Source organism: bacterium (assembly GCA_026416715.1).
GTDB lineage: Bacteria > UBP4 > UBA4092 > JAOAEQ01 > JAOAEQ01 > JAOAEQ01.
Map to the genome: position 1 here is coordinate 84648 of JAOAEQ010000003.1, position 16023 is coordinate 100670.

The 16023-nt window shown below is 38.9% G+C and carries 15 protein-coding genes and 1 tRNA gene; 7 read left to right on the plus strand and 9 right to left on the minus strand.

The window, feature by feature from the left end; all coding sequences use genetic code 11:
• Nucleotides 1–216 precede the first annotated feature (216 nt).
• The 3 genes from N3A72_02000 (at nucleotide 217) to N3A72_02010 (ending at nucleotide 3207) form a co-directional block, all read left to right on the plus strand.
• A complete protein-coding gene (locus N3A72_02000) occupies nucleotides 217–606 on the plus strand; it encodes a response regulator (GenBank protein MCX7918382.1) in 390 nt (129 codons plus the stop codon).
• A 101-nt stretch (nucleotides 607–707) separates the two neighbouring features.
• On the plus strand, nucleotides 708–1574 hold the full coding sequence (htpX, locus tag N3A72_02005) for a zinc metalloprotease HtpX (protein ID MCX7918383.1): 867 nt from the start codon (nucleotides 708–710) through the stop codon (nucleotides 1572–1574).
• A gap of 118 nt (nucleotides 1575–1692) precedes the next feature.
• Nucleotides 1693–3207, plus strand: coding sequence for a DegQ family serine endoprotease (locus N3A72_02010; protein MCX7918384.1), 1515 nt, complete (start codon nucleotides 1693–1695; stop codon nucleotides 3205–3207).
• Between the two features lie 554 nt (nucleotides 3208–3761).
• On the opposite strand, the gene N3A72_02015 is transcribed toward N3A72_02010, so the two are convergent.
• Nucleotides 3762–4463 carry an ankyrin repeat domain-containing protein gene (locus N3A72_02015; GenBank protein ID MCX7918385.1) on the minus strand — a complete coding sequence of 234 codons (702 nt, stop codon included), beginning with the start codon at nucleotides 4461–4463 and terminating at the stop codon, nucleotides 3762–3764.
• 333 nt (nucleotides 4464–4796) lie between these two features.
• Here N3A72_02015 and N3A72_02020 point away from each other — a divergent pair, with 333 nt between their 5' ends.
• Entirely contained in the window at nucleotides 4797–6653 is a 1857-nt protein-coding gene (locus N3A72_02020; GenBank protein ID MCX7918386.1) for an ATP-binding protein, read from the plus strand.
• Nucleotides 6654–6721: 68 nt separating this feature from the next.
• Nucleotides 6722–7096: a hypothetical protein gene (locus N3A72_02025; GenBank protein ID MCX7918387.1), complete on the plus strand. Its 375-nt coding sequence runs from the start codon at nucleotides 6722–6724 to the stop codon at nucleotides 7094–7096.
• Between the two features lie 916 nt (nucleotides 7097–8012).
• Here the strand turns inward: N3A72_02025 and N3A72_02030 are convergent.
• The gene (locus N3A72_02030; GenBank protein MCX7918388.1) at nucleotides 8013–9803 is read right to left on the minus strand and encodes an O-antigen ligase family protein; all 1791 of its coding nucleotides are present in this window, start codon (nucleotides 9801–9803) and stop codon (nucleotides 8013–8015) included.
• 7 nt (nucleotides 9804–9810) lie between these two features.
• Nucleotides 9811–10473 carry an SMC-Scp complex subunit ScpB gene (gene scpB / locus N3A72_02035; GenBank protein MCX7918389.1) on the minus strand — a complete coding sequence of 221 codons (663 nt, stop codon included), beginning with the start codon at nucleotides 10471–10473 and terminating at the stop codon, nucleotides 9811–9813.
• Between the two features lie 108 nt (nucleotides 10474–10581).
• Here scpB and N3A72_02040 point away from each other — a divergent pair.
• Nucleotides 10582–10658: transfer RNA gene (locus N3A72_02040), tRNA-Met, on the plus strand.
• Between the two features lie 46 nt (nucleotides 10659–10704).
• Here N3A72_02040 and N3A72_02045 read toward each other — a convergent pair.
• The 6 genes from N3A72_02045 to N3A72_02070 form a co-directional block, all read right to left on the minus strand.
• Nucleotides 10705–11358, minus strand: a complete 654-nt coding sequence (locus tag N3A72_02045; GenBank protein ID MCX7918390.1) for an NAD-binding protein — start codon at nucleotides 11356–11358, stop codon at nucleotides 10705–10707.
• A gap of 70 nt (nucleotides 11359–11428) precedes the next feature.
• Entirely contained in the window at nucleotides 11429–11848 is a 420-nt protein-coding gene (locus tag N3A72_02050; GenBank protein ID MCX7918391.1) for a TrkA family potassium uptake protein, read from the minus strand.
• A gap of 94 nt (nucleotides 11849–11942) precedes the next feature.
• Entirely contained in the window at nucleotides 11943–12578 is a 636-nt protein-coding gene (locus N3A72_02055; GenBank protein MCX7918392.1) for a universal stress protein, read from the minus strand.
• A 17-nt stretch (nucleotides 12579–12595) separates the two neighbouring features.
• Nucleotides 12596–12820 carry a hypothetical protein gene (locus N3A72_02060; protein MCX7918393.1) on the minus strand — a complete coding sequence of 75 codons (225 nt, stop codon included), beginning with the start codon at nucleotides 12818–12820 and terminating at the stop codon, nucleotides 12596–12598.
• A complete protein-coding gene (locus N3A72_02065) occupies nucleotides 12810–14402 on the minus strand; it encodes an APC family permease (protein ID MCX7918394.1) in 1593 nt (530 codons plus the stop codon). The genes N3A72_02060 and N3A72_02065 overlap by 11 nt, the downstream gene beginning before the upstream one ends.
• Nucleotides 14403–14432: 30 nt before the next feature.
• The gene (locus tag N3A72_02070; GenBank protein MCX7918395.1) at nucleotides 14433–14768 is read right to left on the minus strand and encodes a GlpM family protein; all 336 of its coding nucleotides are present in this window, start codon (nucleotides 14766–14768) and stop codon (nucleotides 14433–14435) included.
• 681 nt (nucleotides 14769–15449) lie between these two features.
• Here N3A72_02070 and N3A72_02075 point away from each other — a divergent pair.
• Nucleotides 15450–16001: an XRE family transcriptional regulator gene (locus N3A72_02075; protein MCX7918396.1), complete on the plus strand. Its 552-nt coding sequence runs from the start codon at nucleotides 15450–15452 to the stop codon at nucleotides 15999–16001.
• Nucleotides 16002–16023: the final 22 nt, after the last annotated feature.

Sequence of the window (16023 nt, forward strand, 5' to 3'; positions counted from 1 at the left end):
GAATTTTGTGAGTTAACTCTGGTATAGAAATTGCTCGAATGATTAAACGGAAAATAATTCAAATTATACTTTTCATACTTTCTGTGAGTGATATAAATAAAGGGAAATCTTGGCAGAGTGTTAAGCTGAACTTGATTTGAATATCAATTAAAATTATGCTATTCTTTTTCAGGTGAAGTTAATTGTTCAATCATAACATAAGGCAAGGTGCAAATTATGACCTTTGCAATTTCACCTTATAACAAACAAAAAATTCTTATTGTTGACGATGACCGATATACTCGGTTGACACTAGAAGATGTTTTACAACGGGAAGGATTCAATACGTTCGGTCTGCCGGATGGGAACCAAGTAGCTGAAATTGTTATGAACGAATTAATTGATTTAGTTCTGCTTGACCTAAATCTTCCCGATCGAGATGGAATAGAAGTTTTGCGTGAAATAAGATATATGTGGTCGCAATTGCCAGTGATTATGATAACAGCTTCACGAGCGCCAGATTTATTCCATGCATTGATGGAACTCAATGTATTCTCGTTACTTCCGAAACCTATTGATATAGCGCTATTACGACATGCGGTACGTCACGCATTATTTAAGTTGTAACCAAAAAATACAACGATATTTTTTTGCTAGTATAAATCCCATTAGTTGCAGATACACGCTGTGATAGTACTAATGGGATAAATTATAGGAGGTTGATAGAGATGAATGTACTTAAAACCACCATGCTAATGGTTGTTTTAACCATGATTTTAGTGTTTATCGGTTCATTTTGGGGAACCGAAGGAATGGTATTTGCGTTAATCTTTTCCTTAGGAATGAACTTATTTATGTATTGGTTCAGTGATAAGATGGTATTAATGATGTATCGAGCGAGACCAGTAACACCGCAAGAAGCACCGCAGTTATACCAGATGGTTGCCGAATTGACACAAAATGCGGGTTTACCGATGCCAAAATTGTATATAATTCCAACCGATACGCCGAATGCGTTTGCTACTGGACGGAATCCGAACCATGCAGCAATTGCGGTTACCGAAGGAATTCTACGTATTCTCGATTATAATGAACTTAAAGGGGTACTAGCGCATGAATTAGCGCATGTGAAAAATCGAGATATGCTGATTGGAACGATTGCTGCAGGGATAGCTGGTGCGGTGATGATGCTAGCGCGGATGGCGCAATTTGCTGCGATGTTCGGTGGGGTCGGTGGTCGCAATGACCGTGAAGGAAATAATCCCTTAGCGTTATTGGTTATGATAATCGTTGCACCATTAGCTGCGTTACTGGTTCAGTTGTGGATATCCCGCACGAGAGAATATGAAGCTGATGCGACCGGAGCACGGTTCGCAAAAAATGCTGATGGGTTAGCGAATGCGTTATATAAATTAGAACAAGCAGCAAAGTTATTACCAATGAATGCGAATCCTTCGACGGCGCATTTATTTATCGTTAATCCATTATCTGGTCGTTCTTTCCTAACATTATTTTCGACGCATCCACCGATCTCGGAACGAATTAAACGGCTTCGAGCGATGTCATTAACCGAGTTACTCGGTGCAATGAAGTAACCCTAACCCTAAAATATTCATTACAAAAAATTTTGAATAAACCCTTAGGGTACGGTGTTAGATAGAGATATTAAATGTGATTAATAAAAAATATCCATTAGATGTGTGGGAGGATACTATGCGTCACAATCTAAACCGATTATTAGCTCAATATCTATTCGGAGTTTCATGCATTCTCATTCTATCCTTTTTTTCTTTCTCGGTTTCTGCTGAGGGACCAACGAAATCAGACGAGAATGTAATCTCCGCCGCAGAAGCTTTAGAAAAAGCATTTGTTGAAGTAGCGAAAAAAGTTAAACCTGCAGTCGTTAATATCAGTACCGAAAAAACAGTCCTAACTCGATCTTCAAATCCGTTTTGGTTCGACCCGTTTGGCGATGATGAATTTTTTAAACAATTTGAGCCATTTTTTAGAAGGATGGTTCCGCCAGAAGTGCAGAAACGAGTTATACCGAGTCTTGGTTCTGGGGTTATTGTTCGGGACGATGGATATATTTTAACCAATAACCATATGGTAGATGGGCTAGACTTGGAGAAAGATAAAATCATAGTTACCTTAGCTGATGGCCGGAAATTCACCAATGTTAAAGTGGTCGGTAAAGACCCGAAAACTGATGTTGCCGTAATTAAAGTTGATGGAGATAATCTTCCGACTGCAAAACTGGGCGATTCGAATACCGTACAGGTCGGTCAGATTGTTATCGCTATTGGAAATCCGTTTGGATTAGCGGAATCGGTAACGCAAGGAATTGTGAGTGCACTCGGTCGCTCAATAGGTCTTGCAGATTATGAAGATTATATCCAAACGGATGCGCCGATAAATCCGGGCAATTCCGGCGGTCCATTAGTGAATCTACGTGGTGAAGTTATCGGAATCAATGCGGCGATTAAAACCGGTGGAATAGCGCAGAATGCTGGAATTGGGTTTGCGATTCCGATAAATTTAGCCAAAAAGGTTATGGGTGATTTAATTGAGTCTGGAAAAGTTGTACGGGGTTGGCTCGGTGTTCAACTGAATCCGGAAGAAATCGATGAGAAAATGGCAAAAGCGCTCGGGTTAAAGGAGAAGAAAGGTGCGTTAATTGCTAATGTTTTAGAGGGTCCGGCAAAAGAAGCAGGAATCGAACCTGGAGATGTTATCATCGAAATAAATGGGGTTCCGGTAAATTCTAATACCGAATTGCGAAATCTAGTAGCGCAGGCTAAGGTAGGAGAGAAGGTTCCGGTGAAACTGATTCGTGACGGCAAAGAGAAAATCGTTATTGTTAAAATCGCCGAACGAACCGAAGATGTTGAACTCGCAAGTAAAGATGCGGCGACAAAATGGGGATTAACGGTGCAAACATTCACGAAAGAACTAGCGCAGCAATTGAATCTCTCGTTTGAAGAAGGATTAGTGGTTACCGAGGTTAAATCGAAATCGCTTGCTGATGAAGCTGGATTTCAAAAGAACGATATTATTATCAAAATCAACAATAAACCGGTAAAAGAGATTAAAGAGTTCAATGATATCAGCAAAGAAATTAAACCGGGTGATAGTGTGAAGTTTTATCTAAAACGTGGTAATGGATATATGTTTATCATCTTGCAAATTCCAGAGAAAAAAGAAGAAAAGAAAGAAGAGAAAAAATAAGTCTTAACCATAGAAACATAGTGACACCGAATTGATAATATATAATATGATAATACCAAACCCCGTTAGAAAACTTCCACCTGCTAACGGGGTATTTATTACCTAAAAGACGCGAGCATAGTCTTCCTCGAATCCCGCACAAATTCGTTGCGCAAGTTATCTCTATGCTGTCATACCAGAGGTAGGTTCTTTATCTACCGGAAACGGTTTTTCAATTGATTTCATTATCTCCCAATACACTTTTCTAATGAGCAAAAAACATAACACGAGAAACAGTATTCCCTCAATCGAATTCCTAATCAAATAAAGACGCAGATGTAAGAATAATAAATGATCCTATACCGATTATGAATCCCAAAAGGGCTTCTAATTTTTTTGAGTAATTAAAATATTTTCTTCTAATAACGGTAATTACCTTATTATGAATTAGCCAGACAAGTATCAGAGAAACCAAGATAGTATAGAATAATAAAATTGCTTTTTATCCTCCTATTTGGGGTAATCGTGAGCAGGGGTTAGATCGCTAGGAACGATGTTTCGCACTATGTATTTAATTATTCGGTTGCGCCCGCGTCGGTAAGCAGTTGAACGATATCTTTGGCACCACGAGCTTTCGCGAATTTCAACGCAGTTTTCCCGCCGGTATTGGTTAAATTCGGATTCGCTTTTCGTTCAAGGAGTAATTTCACAGTATCAGTTTTACCTTCTTTTGCTGCATACATCAAAGCGGTATTGCCCCATTTATTCTGATAATTAATGTTTGCTCCTTTAATCAAGAGCGCTTCACAACATCGGGTCTGTCCATATTCTGCCGCATACATCAGCGGTGTTGAACCAAATTTATCTTCCGCATCAACGTTCGCTTGAAAACTTAATATCGTTTGTACTGCTGCAGTACATCCTTTTCTTGCCGCAAGATGTAATGCGGTTTCTTCTTGTGGACCTTTCGCGTTCGGGTCAGTTTTTTTGTTTTTTAATAACGATTTACATACTTCTGTATGGCCATTTAATCCAGCAAGCATTAACGCCGTATATCCATTCGGATTCTTGATATTCGGGTCAATCCCTGCGGTTAAAAATAAATCTACTGCGATAATATTTCCTTCCGTAGCAACTTTAAAAAAGTTTTTATCGGTATACTCCAAATCCATTTGAAGTAATTCCGATTTTGCGCGGTCTGAACTTTTCCCGCAAGAGATTAACGGGATTAGTGAAACAATTAACATCATGAGCAAAACCAGTTTTCTTTTGAACATAAGATAATCCTCCCTGGAGTAAAATATAGGTGATTTGACCCTTATTCTAACTCTCTTTATATAATTCGTCAAGCGAAATTTGACTTTTTATCCTTAATTATATGGATTACAAATAAATGGATGAGTGTCTAATGCTAAAAATAGCAAATTTAAACCGTAGTAGTATTGGAATTTGAATTTGTAAGCGGTTGCGACAAGACTTATCATTTAGTTTAGACGTGAAATTCCTTAATCACTTTTGATATTAAATCACCTAATTTTGATTTACCATGTGCGCTTTGACATTTAGCAGTATAGTTGTATATGCTATAATGAATGTTACTGAAGGAAAACATGACGCCGCAAATTATAATTCAGAAATTTAAAGAGCCGTTTAAGAAAATCGTTAGGGTAACCTTACGAACGAAATTAATGATTGCATTTTTCCTTACCGTAATCGTTTGTTTAGCGGTAGTGTTCGTTTTATCCCAACGAGTTATCAAACATCGATTCGATGAAATAGCTAAAGAGCAAATAACCGATGCATTATCTCGGATTGATAACGAACTGAAAATAACTGGAAATGAAATCACTGGCAAACTAGAAAAAATCGCGCAAATAACTGAACTGAAACGGAAAATGCTGATGCGGTATGAAAGTTCCGGGTTCGATTATCTCGGGTTATCCAACCAATTGATAGATTTAATGCAATCAACCGGGTTAGATATTCTAGAAATAACTGACCATGATGGGAAAGTTTTGGCATCAGCGCACGAACCTGGAAAAATCGGTTCCATCAAATCGGATGATGTCTTTCTGCAGACTGCGCTTACCGGAAAAAATGCTCAGGGGATTAGCATTGAGAATCTAGTTTCCGGAAGTTATTTGGCATTGAAATCGAGTGTACCGATATATCACCGAGGAGAAATTATCGGCGTACTTACCGGCGGATACTTAATGAATTCGGAATTTATCCAGCGATTGAAACGGGTTGGTGCGGTTGACCTTGGGCTGGTTCAAGGAAATAATCTGGTAGTGAGTACTCTCGTTGATAGTCAAGGGAAACCAATAACGCAACTACACCTAAGTGCTGAATTCTTGAGTTCAATTCGGTCGTCGAAAATCCCGTTGATGCAGCGGTTTGTTTTGAATCAAACCGAGTTCAGTATTGGTGGTATGCCGTTGATAACCGGAAACAAATCAGTAGGTATTCTACTCGTTGCTGTATCACAGGAGAAACTCCAGCAGACAGTAGCAGATTTACGTCGTAATATTATCTGGTTTGGGTTTTTCGGTATGTGTATTGCGCTGTTGGTAGCATATCTTATTGCGAAACGAATCACGTATCCACTGGATAAATTGGTTGAAGGGTCAGTTGCAATTGCAAAAGGAGATTATGATATCCAAATTCCGATAACCAGCAAAGATGAACTTGGAGCGCTCGTATCATCTTATAACTATATGGCGAAAGAATTACGTGAGAATCGGGAGAAACTGATTACGGCAATGCGAGTTGCCGAATGGCAGGAAGTCGCTAAACGGATTGCGCATGAAATCAAAAATCCGTTAACTCCGATTCAGCTCTCAATCCAGAATCTTCAACAAAGTTATAATCGCAAAGCGGCTAATTTTGATGAGGTATTGCAGGAGTCAACTCAAACGATTCTTGAGGAAGTCGAGAATCTCTATAAAATCGTCAACGCGTTCTCCGAATTCGCTCGGATGCCAAAACCCCAGCCGGAATGGATAGAATTGTCGGAAGTGATAGAAAGTACCGTTACCCTCTATTCCAGTGGACAAGACCAGATACAATTTAAGGTTAAGGTAAACGAACAAATCCCGAAAATATATGCTGACCCGGAACAGTTACGGCGTGCGTTTTCAAACCTGATTAAAAACGCTATTGATGCAATGCCGAACGGTGGAACGTTGACTATCTCCGTTCAGCCGACAATACTAAACGAGCGACCAGCGGTTCAAATATCTTTTGCTGATACTGGGGAAGGAATGACGCAGGAAACGAAAAGTAAACTCTTTATGCCATATTTTTCTACTAAACAGAAAGGTACTGGACTGGGACTCTCCATGGTTGACCGTATCGTTTCCGACCACGGGGGAAAAATTGAAGTTGTATCTGAAGTGAATCAAGGGAGTACGTTTATTATTGTTATCCCGGTTTACAATGAAGCATTTAACGTGTCGAAAGAATAAAAGTTCATTATTCAGTAATCGATAGAAATTTAATATTTTAATTTTATATTTTGAAAGGAAGATACCCTATGTTTTGTCCGAAATGTCAAGCGGAATATGAAGTGGGAATAACTGAATGCTCTGATTGTCAGATTCCGTTAATGGAGCGATTACCTGAAGAAAAAGATAAACCGGTGCCAGAAGCGGAATTGGTGTCGGTTATTCAAATTATGGATGAATCGGAAGCAGTATTCTATTGCGAATTGTTAAAACAATCGGGTATAACCGCTACGTTCCGTTCATTTATCATTCCGGGATATGATGGAATAACAGAATCAACTCCATATAAAGGTGAAGTGTTGGTTCTCGAAGAAGATGCCGACCAAGCAGAACAGATTATAGCTGATTATTTAAAGACTCTCGATAATTTTGAACTTGAAGAAGAACCGGAAGAAGAACCATAAAATGTATTTCAAATTTAGCATTTAGCATTTGAAATTTTAATAAACAATGTTAATTTTGCATTTTACGTTGAGATGGGTTTACCGATGCCGTTTTGTCCGAAATGCCGAACTGAATATGAGTTTGGAATTATGAGATGTTCCGACTGCCAGATTCCGTTAGTCAGTCAGTTGCCGGAACCTAAATGAGCTGAAATTGAATCCGCAGCAGTACATTTATGTACTGTCGCAAGCGAATTTGAAGCTATCGTAATTTGTGAAATTTTAAAACAAGCGAATATAGAAGCGAGTTATCGGTCGTTAAAATTATCTCGATATATTGACCTTTCCATTGATGAACTGTTCAAAAGCTATTGGGGAGAAGTTATTGTTTTGGAAAAAGATTATAATGCTGCTAGAGAGATAGTTGCCGATTATTTGAAAAGTATAGAAGAAAATCGGCAACCAGAAGATAATTAATGAAGAGAATTTTTTAGCTTGTAATATATCTTCGATAGTAACACTAATAAAATCAATTAAAAATCTTCTTGTTGTAGGTTTGTCCAGTAAGCGGTTATTTATTTGACAAAATCAAACTCACCACTGGTAAGTTTGATTTTGTGCGTCGTGGTATCCTATTTTAAAAAATGAAATTATGGAAATTGACCGTGTTACAGTTGGTTAAAGCATGACATAAAACATGGTTGATATGATATAAAGTACCGTTTCAAGAAATAATTATTTCTATCCTAGGATTAGACGTAGAGAAAGTTTTCGTGTAACTTCATGATATTAATGGAGGACTATTTCTGAAGAAAAGAACCTGCTGGACTTATTCTTAGCGAAGATTTAAAAGCTGATTTAAGGAAGCTTTTGTAAATATATAGTCAGTTCACCGAAATAACCCATTGAGGTTTTGTTTACGCTTTCACGGAAACAACTATTTATTCTTCGATAGTTCAGCGAATTTGAGCATCTCTGCCGTGGCTAACGCTTCTTTACCCTGTTCTGCATAAATCTGGGCAAGTTGATAGTGGTACGCGGGTTTATTCGGATAATGTGCAATCGCTAATTTCGCTTCTCGTTCCGCTTCCGGATATCTGCCGATAGCCCGATACGCTTCCGCTAAATCCGAATGATAATAGGCGGTATTTGGATTCAGTTTAACTGCGAGTTCTAGATGTCGTATTCCCTGTTCAACTGCGTTCAATTGGAGAAGCGTATTGCCTAAATGTTGATGGTATTCAGAATTCATCGGGTCACAAACCAGCGCTGCTTTATATCCGGCAACCGCAGAAACCAGTTGTTTTTCTTTTAGTCGGGTCAGTGCAGTGTTAAAATAGAGTTGACCGAGATAAGGAGAATATACCGCAAAATACCATACTCCAGCTAAGATAAGAAGAATAATACCAAAGATTACAAACGAAACTAACGAAGGTTTTTGAGGTTCAAGTTCAGATTGAGGTTTCGACGGACGAATTGACCCAATATATACCCCAAGGATACAACAAAAAAGATAAAACAATTCAAGCGTATAATATCCGAATCCGAAAAAACCGTCGGTAATAAACGCGAACAAACTTCCCGATAAGGCATACGCAAGGTTCAATTCAGTTTTTTTCAAATACCTGAATGTGAAATACACCAGCGTAATCATTAATCCGATAAAACTTAAGAGCCCGAGTAAACCCTGTTCAACCCAAATCTGCAGGAATAGATTATGCGCATATTTCGTCTCGCCAACTCCGACCGGCTTATATTTCCCATACCGGATTGCAAAACTCCCGATACCGGTTCCAACGAACGGATGGTCGGAAATCATCTGTTTAGCGATATTCCAATATTGGAATCGTTCACTAACCGTGCTGGTTGGTTTAGTCAACCGTGAAGAGAATGTTTCCAATTTTTCCGATTGCAATTCCATTTTCGGAAATTGGGAACAGATTGTAATAAGAGCAATTGAGATGATAATCAAACTGCAAATCCAGAAGAGCTGGTTTAGATTGATTTGCTTTTTGAATAAAAATATTAGTGGAATTAACCCGAACATTGAACAAAGATATCCACCGCGGGAATAAGTAAATGCGAGTGCAGTCAGGAGAATTCCCGTTGCAATAAGGAGCAGAGTCTTTTTCCCAACTTGTGTTGAGTTTAAAAAGTAGTAAGTTGATATCGGGAGAATCATTGCGAGAAAGAGCGCATATACATTTGGATTGCCGAACGTTCCGATAATCCGATGTGTCTGCAGTGCATGGAGTATCCCTGTATAATACTGGGTAGAAATTAAATCCGGATTCTGCGAAATTAGTTGAATTGTATACTTGAACCCATAAACATATTGATAAATACCATAACCCGCTTCAAGAATTCCGAGCAGAATCAATCCGTATCCGATAAATTCGTAAGCGGGACACTGCCGTGCAATCGGATAGGTTAGGGAACCAGATGAACTTAACCAATAGATAAGAAATCCGATGAACAGATTTAACCAACCGAGCCAACTGCCGTTAAGATATACCGCATTAAATATCGAGAATGCACTAAAAATGACATAAATCAGAAAAGCCGTTGCGACCGATTCCCATTTTCTGAAATAGTTTCTGGTCGGAATTAAGGCGACCGCTAAAATTATGAAAACGAAACTCTGGATGAGCACTTTAGACCAGAGATAAACTGCAGATGGAAAGAGAACAATTATAGCTAGGAAAATAACAAGCAGCGAAGCAATCATTTAATCCTCAAGATGCTGATTCAGGATTGGTTTGTTCTTCAGGTTGGTTAGAATTTCCGATTTCATCAGGTTTACGTTCCGCTTCCGGTTGCGTCTGGGTAAAAAGGTCTATTCCAGTTTCAGTTGAGGCGGGACCAACCGCTGATTCCGGAACGACTTCTTCAATGGTCGGTAAATCGCTTAAATTCCGTAGTCCAAAATGGTCAAGAAACTCTTGCGTGGTTCCATAGAGTAACGGACGTCCGACAACTTCTTTTCTGCCAGTAACCCGAATCAATTTTTTTTCAAGTAAGGTTTGGATAACACCACCGGAATCAACTCCACGAATAGCTTCAATTTCTGCACGCATTACCGGTTGCCGATATGCGATGATCGTTAACGTTTCTAATGCTGGTTTGGTTAATCTGAATTTGGTGGTAGATTGAATTAGTTTCTTGACCCACTCTGCATATCTTGGTCGAGTAGCGAGTTGATATCCATTAGCGATTTCAACCAGTTGAATTGCGCGTCCGTTTTGAGAGTATTCCAACTTCAATTCTGCAAGCGCCTGTTTAATGGTAGCCTCATCAACATCTTCAATAATCTGTTTGAATTTTCGGATAGTTAACGGTTCATCGGCAACGAATAACAAAGACTCAATAATTGGTTTAACTTCAGATATTTCGAGCATAATAATTTATTATATCCTATCTTGCAACATATACCCAAGCGCAACTCAGGTTTATTTAGCTTGACAATTATATCCTTTGAGAGAGATAATATTATATGCAACTAATGACGCGGGGTGGAGCAGTCCGGTAGCTCGTTGGGCTCATAACCCAAAGGTCGTCGGTTCAAATCCGACCCCCGCAACCAATCGTGATCTGAGGCTGAATAATAATGATTATTCAGCTTTTTTATTTTAGTAGAATAACTCGCGAAACTGCTCGCGACTTGACGAAGGGATAATTGCGATAATCGTATCCCCTGGTTTCAGTTCTGTTTCCCCTTTAGGTATAACCACCGTTCTTTCGCGAATAACCGCAATTAGAATACAGTCGTTAGGTAATTGTATTTTTTGAATCTGTTTATTAACCACAGGTGCATCTTTTGATAGTTCTATTTTAACAATTTCAACATTTCCGCCTTGTAGTGAAAGCAACGGGATTACCATACTCGAATCAACTTTCTCTTCTATCAAGGTATTAATAATTCGAGTACTATTTACCGTAACATCAATACCAAGCATTTGCATGATTTCTTCATTTTTCGGATCGTTAACCCGAGCAATAGTTTTTGGAATAAAATAAACAATTTTCGCCATCTGGCAGATAATCAGGTTATCTTCATCCGAACCGGTCACAGCAACTAAGACATCTGCCCGGTTCATCCCTGTAACTTTTAAGGTCTCGAGTTCAGCACCGTCACCGAGTATAACCGTTTCGCCTAATTCTTCGTTTAGTTTGGTATATCGAGCTGGGTCTTTTTCAACGAGGAGAACCTCATGTCCTTCTGCTAATAGGACTTTGGTTAAGTTATACCCTACCTTCCCTCCACCTACGACAATAACATACATACGATTATAACATCTTCAATCCAAACCAAATGCTATGATTTAATATTGGATTTTTGATTTTTTCCTTTTTTTATTTCTTTTTTCCGGATATTTTCGGAAATAACGTTTCTTTTAACATTTCGGTTATCATAATGGTCGGGCAAACCGTAATAATCCCAATTTCTTTAAACGCAGCCGCTCGTTTCGGGTCATAGACTCGCGCGATACTCCGATTAATGCCAAATTTCTCTTTGACAAACTGTGCTGCCATTAAATTCATATTATCTGAATTAGTTACCGCAATAAATGCATCTATTTTAGTTAATTCCGCTTCGCGAATAACCGCATCGTCAAGCCCATGGCCAACAAGGATTGTCCCTTTAAAGTTTTCATCGAGATGCTGAAACGCTTGCCGATTCTCATCTATAATCGTAACTTTATGTCCTTCAGCATCTAGCTGGGATGCTAACCGTGCCCCCACTCGACCACAACCTAAAATGACGATTCGCATACATAACCTTTCTATTTTATAAACTGCAAATTAAGTACATTCTATAATAATATACCAATCCCAATACCTATGTCCCAAATTGATGACTTCGCAATTATTTCTCTAGTTTTGGTCGGTCGATGATTACCTCGCAATGAGCGCGTCGAAGGAGAACATCCGTAGTTTTGCCCAGAACCATTTGCGCCGGGTTAACCCGAGGACGAACGCCCATAACAATCATGTCTACATCATATTCCTTAGCGGAGCGGATGATTTCTTCCGCTGCAACTCGGGCACGTTCGATTTTCCGAATCGCGGGTAATCCACGTAATTGAACAATCGCTTCAGCTCGGTCAAGCGCTTGTTTTGCTTTTTCTTCTTCTTTTGGCAACTTTGCTCCTAGCGGTAAAGTTCGTGGGACTTCAACGATATACGTTAACACAATTTCAGCGTTCTGTTCAGCGCCGAGCCGACACGCGAGTTCTACTCCTCGGTCAGAATATGAAGTTCCCTGTGTAGGGACCAGAATTCGTTTAATTGCATCAACCGACCGTATTGCTTTAGCGACATCACGAGATACCATTGGCGGCGGATGCAGCATCCACCACATTATCCCGCTCAACGATGCGGTAAAGAGCAGAGCGAGCAGCAATCCTATCCAGGAAAACGATATTTCCCCGGTAGACTGCGGGACAATCAATAATGATGAAACAAAATTAGTTGTGGTTTCGCTAGCAGTCGTTAATTGCATACATTTGATTTTAAAATTTATCTTTTTGATTCGGATGTGATTTTTAGATTATTTATTGCCCGATAAAACAGCCACATCCGGTATACCCCAGCTAGAAAAAACAATATTCCGATTAGAACACCGTACCAGGTTGGGACTTTCAACGATCGATAAATTAAAATCGGACCAAGTATCGTTAAGATAATTCCGAATGCAATTCGGAAATAATCTAGCGTTGGAATACTAATTTTCTTAGGTGACATTTTCTGATTCAATTAATGGCGCTCTTTTTCGGTCGCGTTCCGCGAGTGCATTTTTATATTGTTCTAGCAAATCGAATTCCTCTGCGGATTCGAGCACCTGTTTCTGTTGTTCTTCCCAATTACGTTTAATGCTACCAAAAATTGGAAATCCTCGTCTTTTCCGATACCAAGCATAATAGATGAAACAGCCGAATACCCATAGTGGACCAGCAATGCGTCCGATTTCATGTGTTAGGACTACCATAACCAGAACTAAAAATACACCAAATAAACCTATCACTCCAAGAATCGGGAATTCGACCACCTGATGTTTTAATTTCAATTTCAGATTTAATGGGACTTTATAGGGTCTTGGTGTATAAGGGTCAGAAAACCTAAGTTTTATTAGTGCAATAAAAACTAAAGTATAACCTAATGATGCACCAAATGCATACATATTTCCTAATGTATCCAATGCATTTTTACTTAAGAACGATAATAATAATTCGATAATTCCGATACTAGAAAAAACCACAATTGTTCGAACCGGAGTTTTATATTTTGGGTGAACTTTATCAAACCATTCACTTATGCATTCCATTTTACTCATAGAATACGTTAGCCGAGAAGCCCCGACAATTCCACTGTTTGTGGAAATGAATAAAAAACATGCGCCAAGAATTGCAGTTAACGGTCCGGCAACTAATCCGATAAATGAGATATTACTCGCTAATTTTGCGACTGGATCACCGTAAGAAACTTCTGTCCATGGAAGAATACCTAAACTTAGAGTTGAAAATGCGGTTGCGAAAATAAAAACATTAAAAATAAGACTTAACGAAGTCCGAGGGATAATTGTTGCTGGACGACGGGTTTCCTGTGCTGCCTGCGATATTGATTCTAATCCTACATAGGAAATAATCGCTAAGCTTGAACCGTACATAAAATTATTCCAGCTTGGGAATTGAGTTTGCCAATGCCAGATTAGCATTTCCGGTTTCCACGTGAAAATGAATCCTACAACAATGATGATTCCTTCTACAACAATTCCGAAAACACCAAGAATTTCATTCAATAACGATGATTCGCGAATCCCTTTAATATTTAGCCAGATTAATATTACAATTAAGAGAAGAGCTTCTAAACACCATATTGGATTCAAATTGGTAAATTGACCGAAAGAAATATTTAGGTCGCGGATGGCTGGGAAAAAGAAGTTGATGTAACCTGCGGTTCCGGTAGCGAATAGGGCAATATCAATAGTATAGTCTAATAGCAAAGCACTTCCTGCCACAAATCCCCAGAAATCACCGAGACCACGTAAGGTAAAATACTGTCCACCTCCAGCAACGGGATATGCAGACGCAAGTTCAGTATAAGCTAAACCGATAAGGATATAGACAAGTCCGGCTACGGCAAATGCGATATTAGTTGCGCCTTGTGCAGCTGCCATAACGATACCGAGTGCAACATAAATATCTGCGCCGACATCAGCATACCCCCACATGAACGAACCCCACACGCTTACATTCCGCCGGAGTTCGGGTTGAGGAAATTGATGATTAGAACTGGTAGCAGGCGTATCGCTAGATTCACCAACCATATTGAGTTTAACCGGTAATTTGAAACTTTTCTAAAATCCTTTTTTTACGAAAACGAGAATCGTTGCACAAACCAACCACACTAATAGGGATAGTAAAATACTCGGAAGTATTTTAAACCGATAGCTGCACCAATATAAGGTTGACGCAAATGCTATCCAGACCGGAATCGCCCAGAAACTCCAGATAATCGTTTCCCGCATTCGGTCGCCATTGCCGTTGCTTCCTAAAAAAAAGAATGTCGGAAGGCTAATGATTGGAAAAAATAGGAGCAATCCAGCAAGATAACTCAATTTCGTCTGGGAAAGCCATAGAATCAAACCAATAAATGCGCCGCCAATGACCGCTTTGATTAAAATTTGAGTCATAAACAATATTGTAACATACATTATTATACCATAATTTTAACCTTATAGATTAAATCACATCACGGTTTTATTTTAGGAACCGAATGATAATCAATCTCCTAGGAGATATATTGACCATTTTTAAATGTAATGATGTACTAAGGGTTTCCTTGAAGTTGAAGTGAAGTAGAGTTAAGGCACTACGCAATAACCTTGATTATTTCCCATTATTCATTCTCATGAAAAATATAATAAAATAGCACTCCTATGAAAATAATAAGGTTGCAGTTACTTTTGGTATTTTAACGATTATCATGAAATAGTCCGGGGAATCTCCTCGCTATGTTTCTCGCTTTGAAAAACCACAAAACAAGACATTGAAATTGTGATTGAAGAAAAACCAAGTTTCGATTCCATGTCAGGCGCATATTTTTCGTTGACGGCAACAGTTAAGTTCGATACCCAGATTTATACCGGTAATGCATTATCAGGGTGGGAAAAATACAGTGCCATTTTTCCGACTGATCCTTCAAAATTTTTCATTCAAATAATCCTTTGTGGAAAATAAATCCGTAGTTACTCTATCACGGCATAGGTATCCGTCAGAAGTTAAGTTATACTTAAATATTTCAAAAAATATTAAATAATACTTGACAAACATCTTTTTGTGGTGTATACTATTTGGTGAAAGGTAGAAATACAATGAAACTAGTTGGAGTTAATATAAAGCGATATCGGGAAGAGCGGCAAATCACTTTACGCGATTTAGCGAGCAAATTGAACGTCAGCGCAAGTTTCTTATCACAGGTTGAAACCGGAAAAGCATCGCCGTCATTATCAACCTTAAAGAACATTGCCGATGCGTTACACACCACGGTAGGGAGTTTAATCGGTGAAACAGAACCTACGGCGACCCAACCAGTCGTTCGTGAGAAGGAACGCAAATCGCTCAAACAGTTAGGGAAAGGGATTAAATTATATTTATTAACTTCACCGGATCCGAATAAACAGATGGAACCGTTATTGTTTAAACTGGATAAAGAGGCTAATTCCGGAGAAGCGTCATATCGCCATTTTGGTCAAGAGTTTGTTTTGGTTTTGAAAGGAACATTGGAAATCACACTCAATGAGAGCAAGTATATTTTGAAAAAAGGAGATAGTATTTATTTTAATTCCAGTATTCCGCATCTGTTTCGAAATGTCTCTAAAGGGACTACTGAAGCACTATGGGTGGTAACCCCACCAACTTTTTAAGTGCAGTAAACTGCTCTATTTT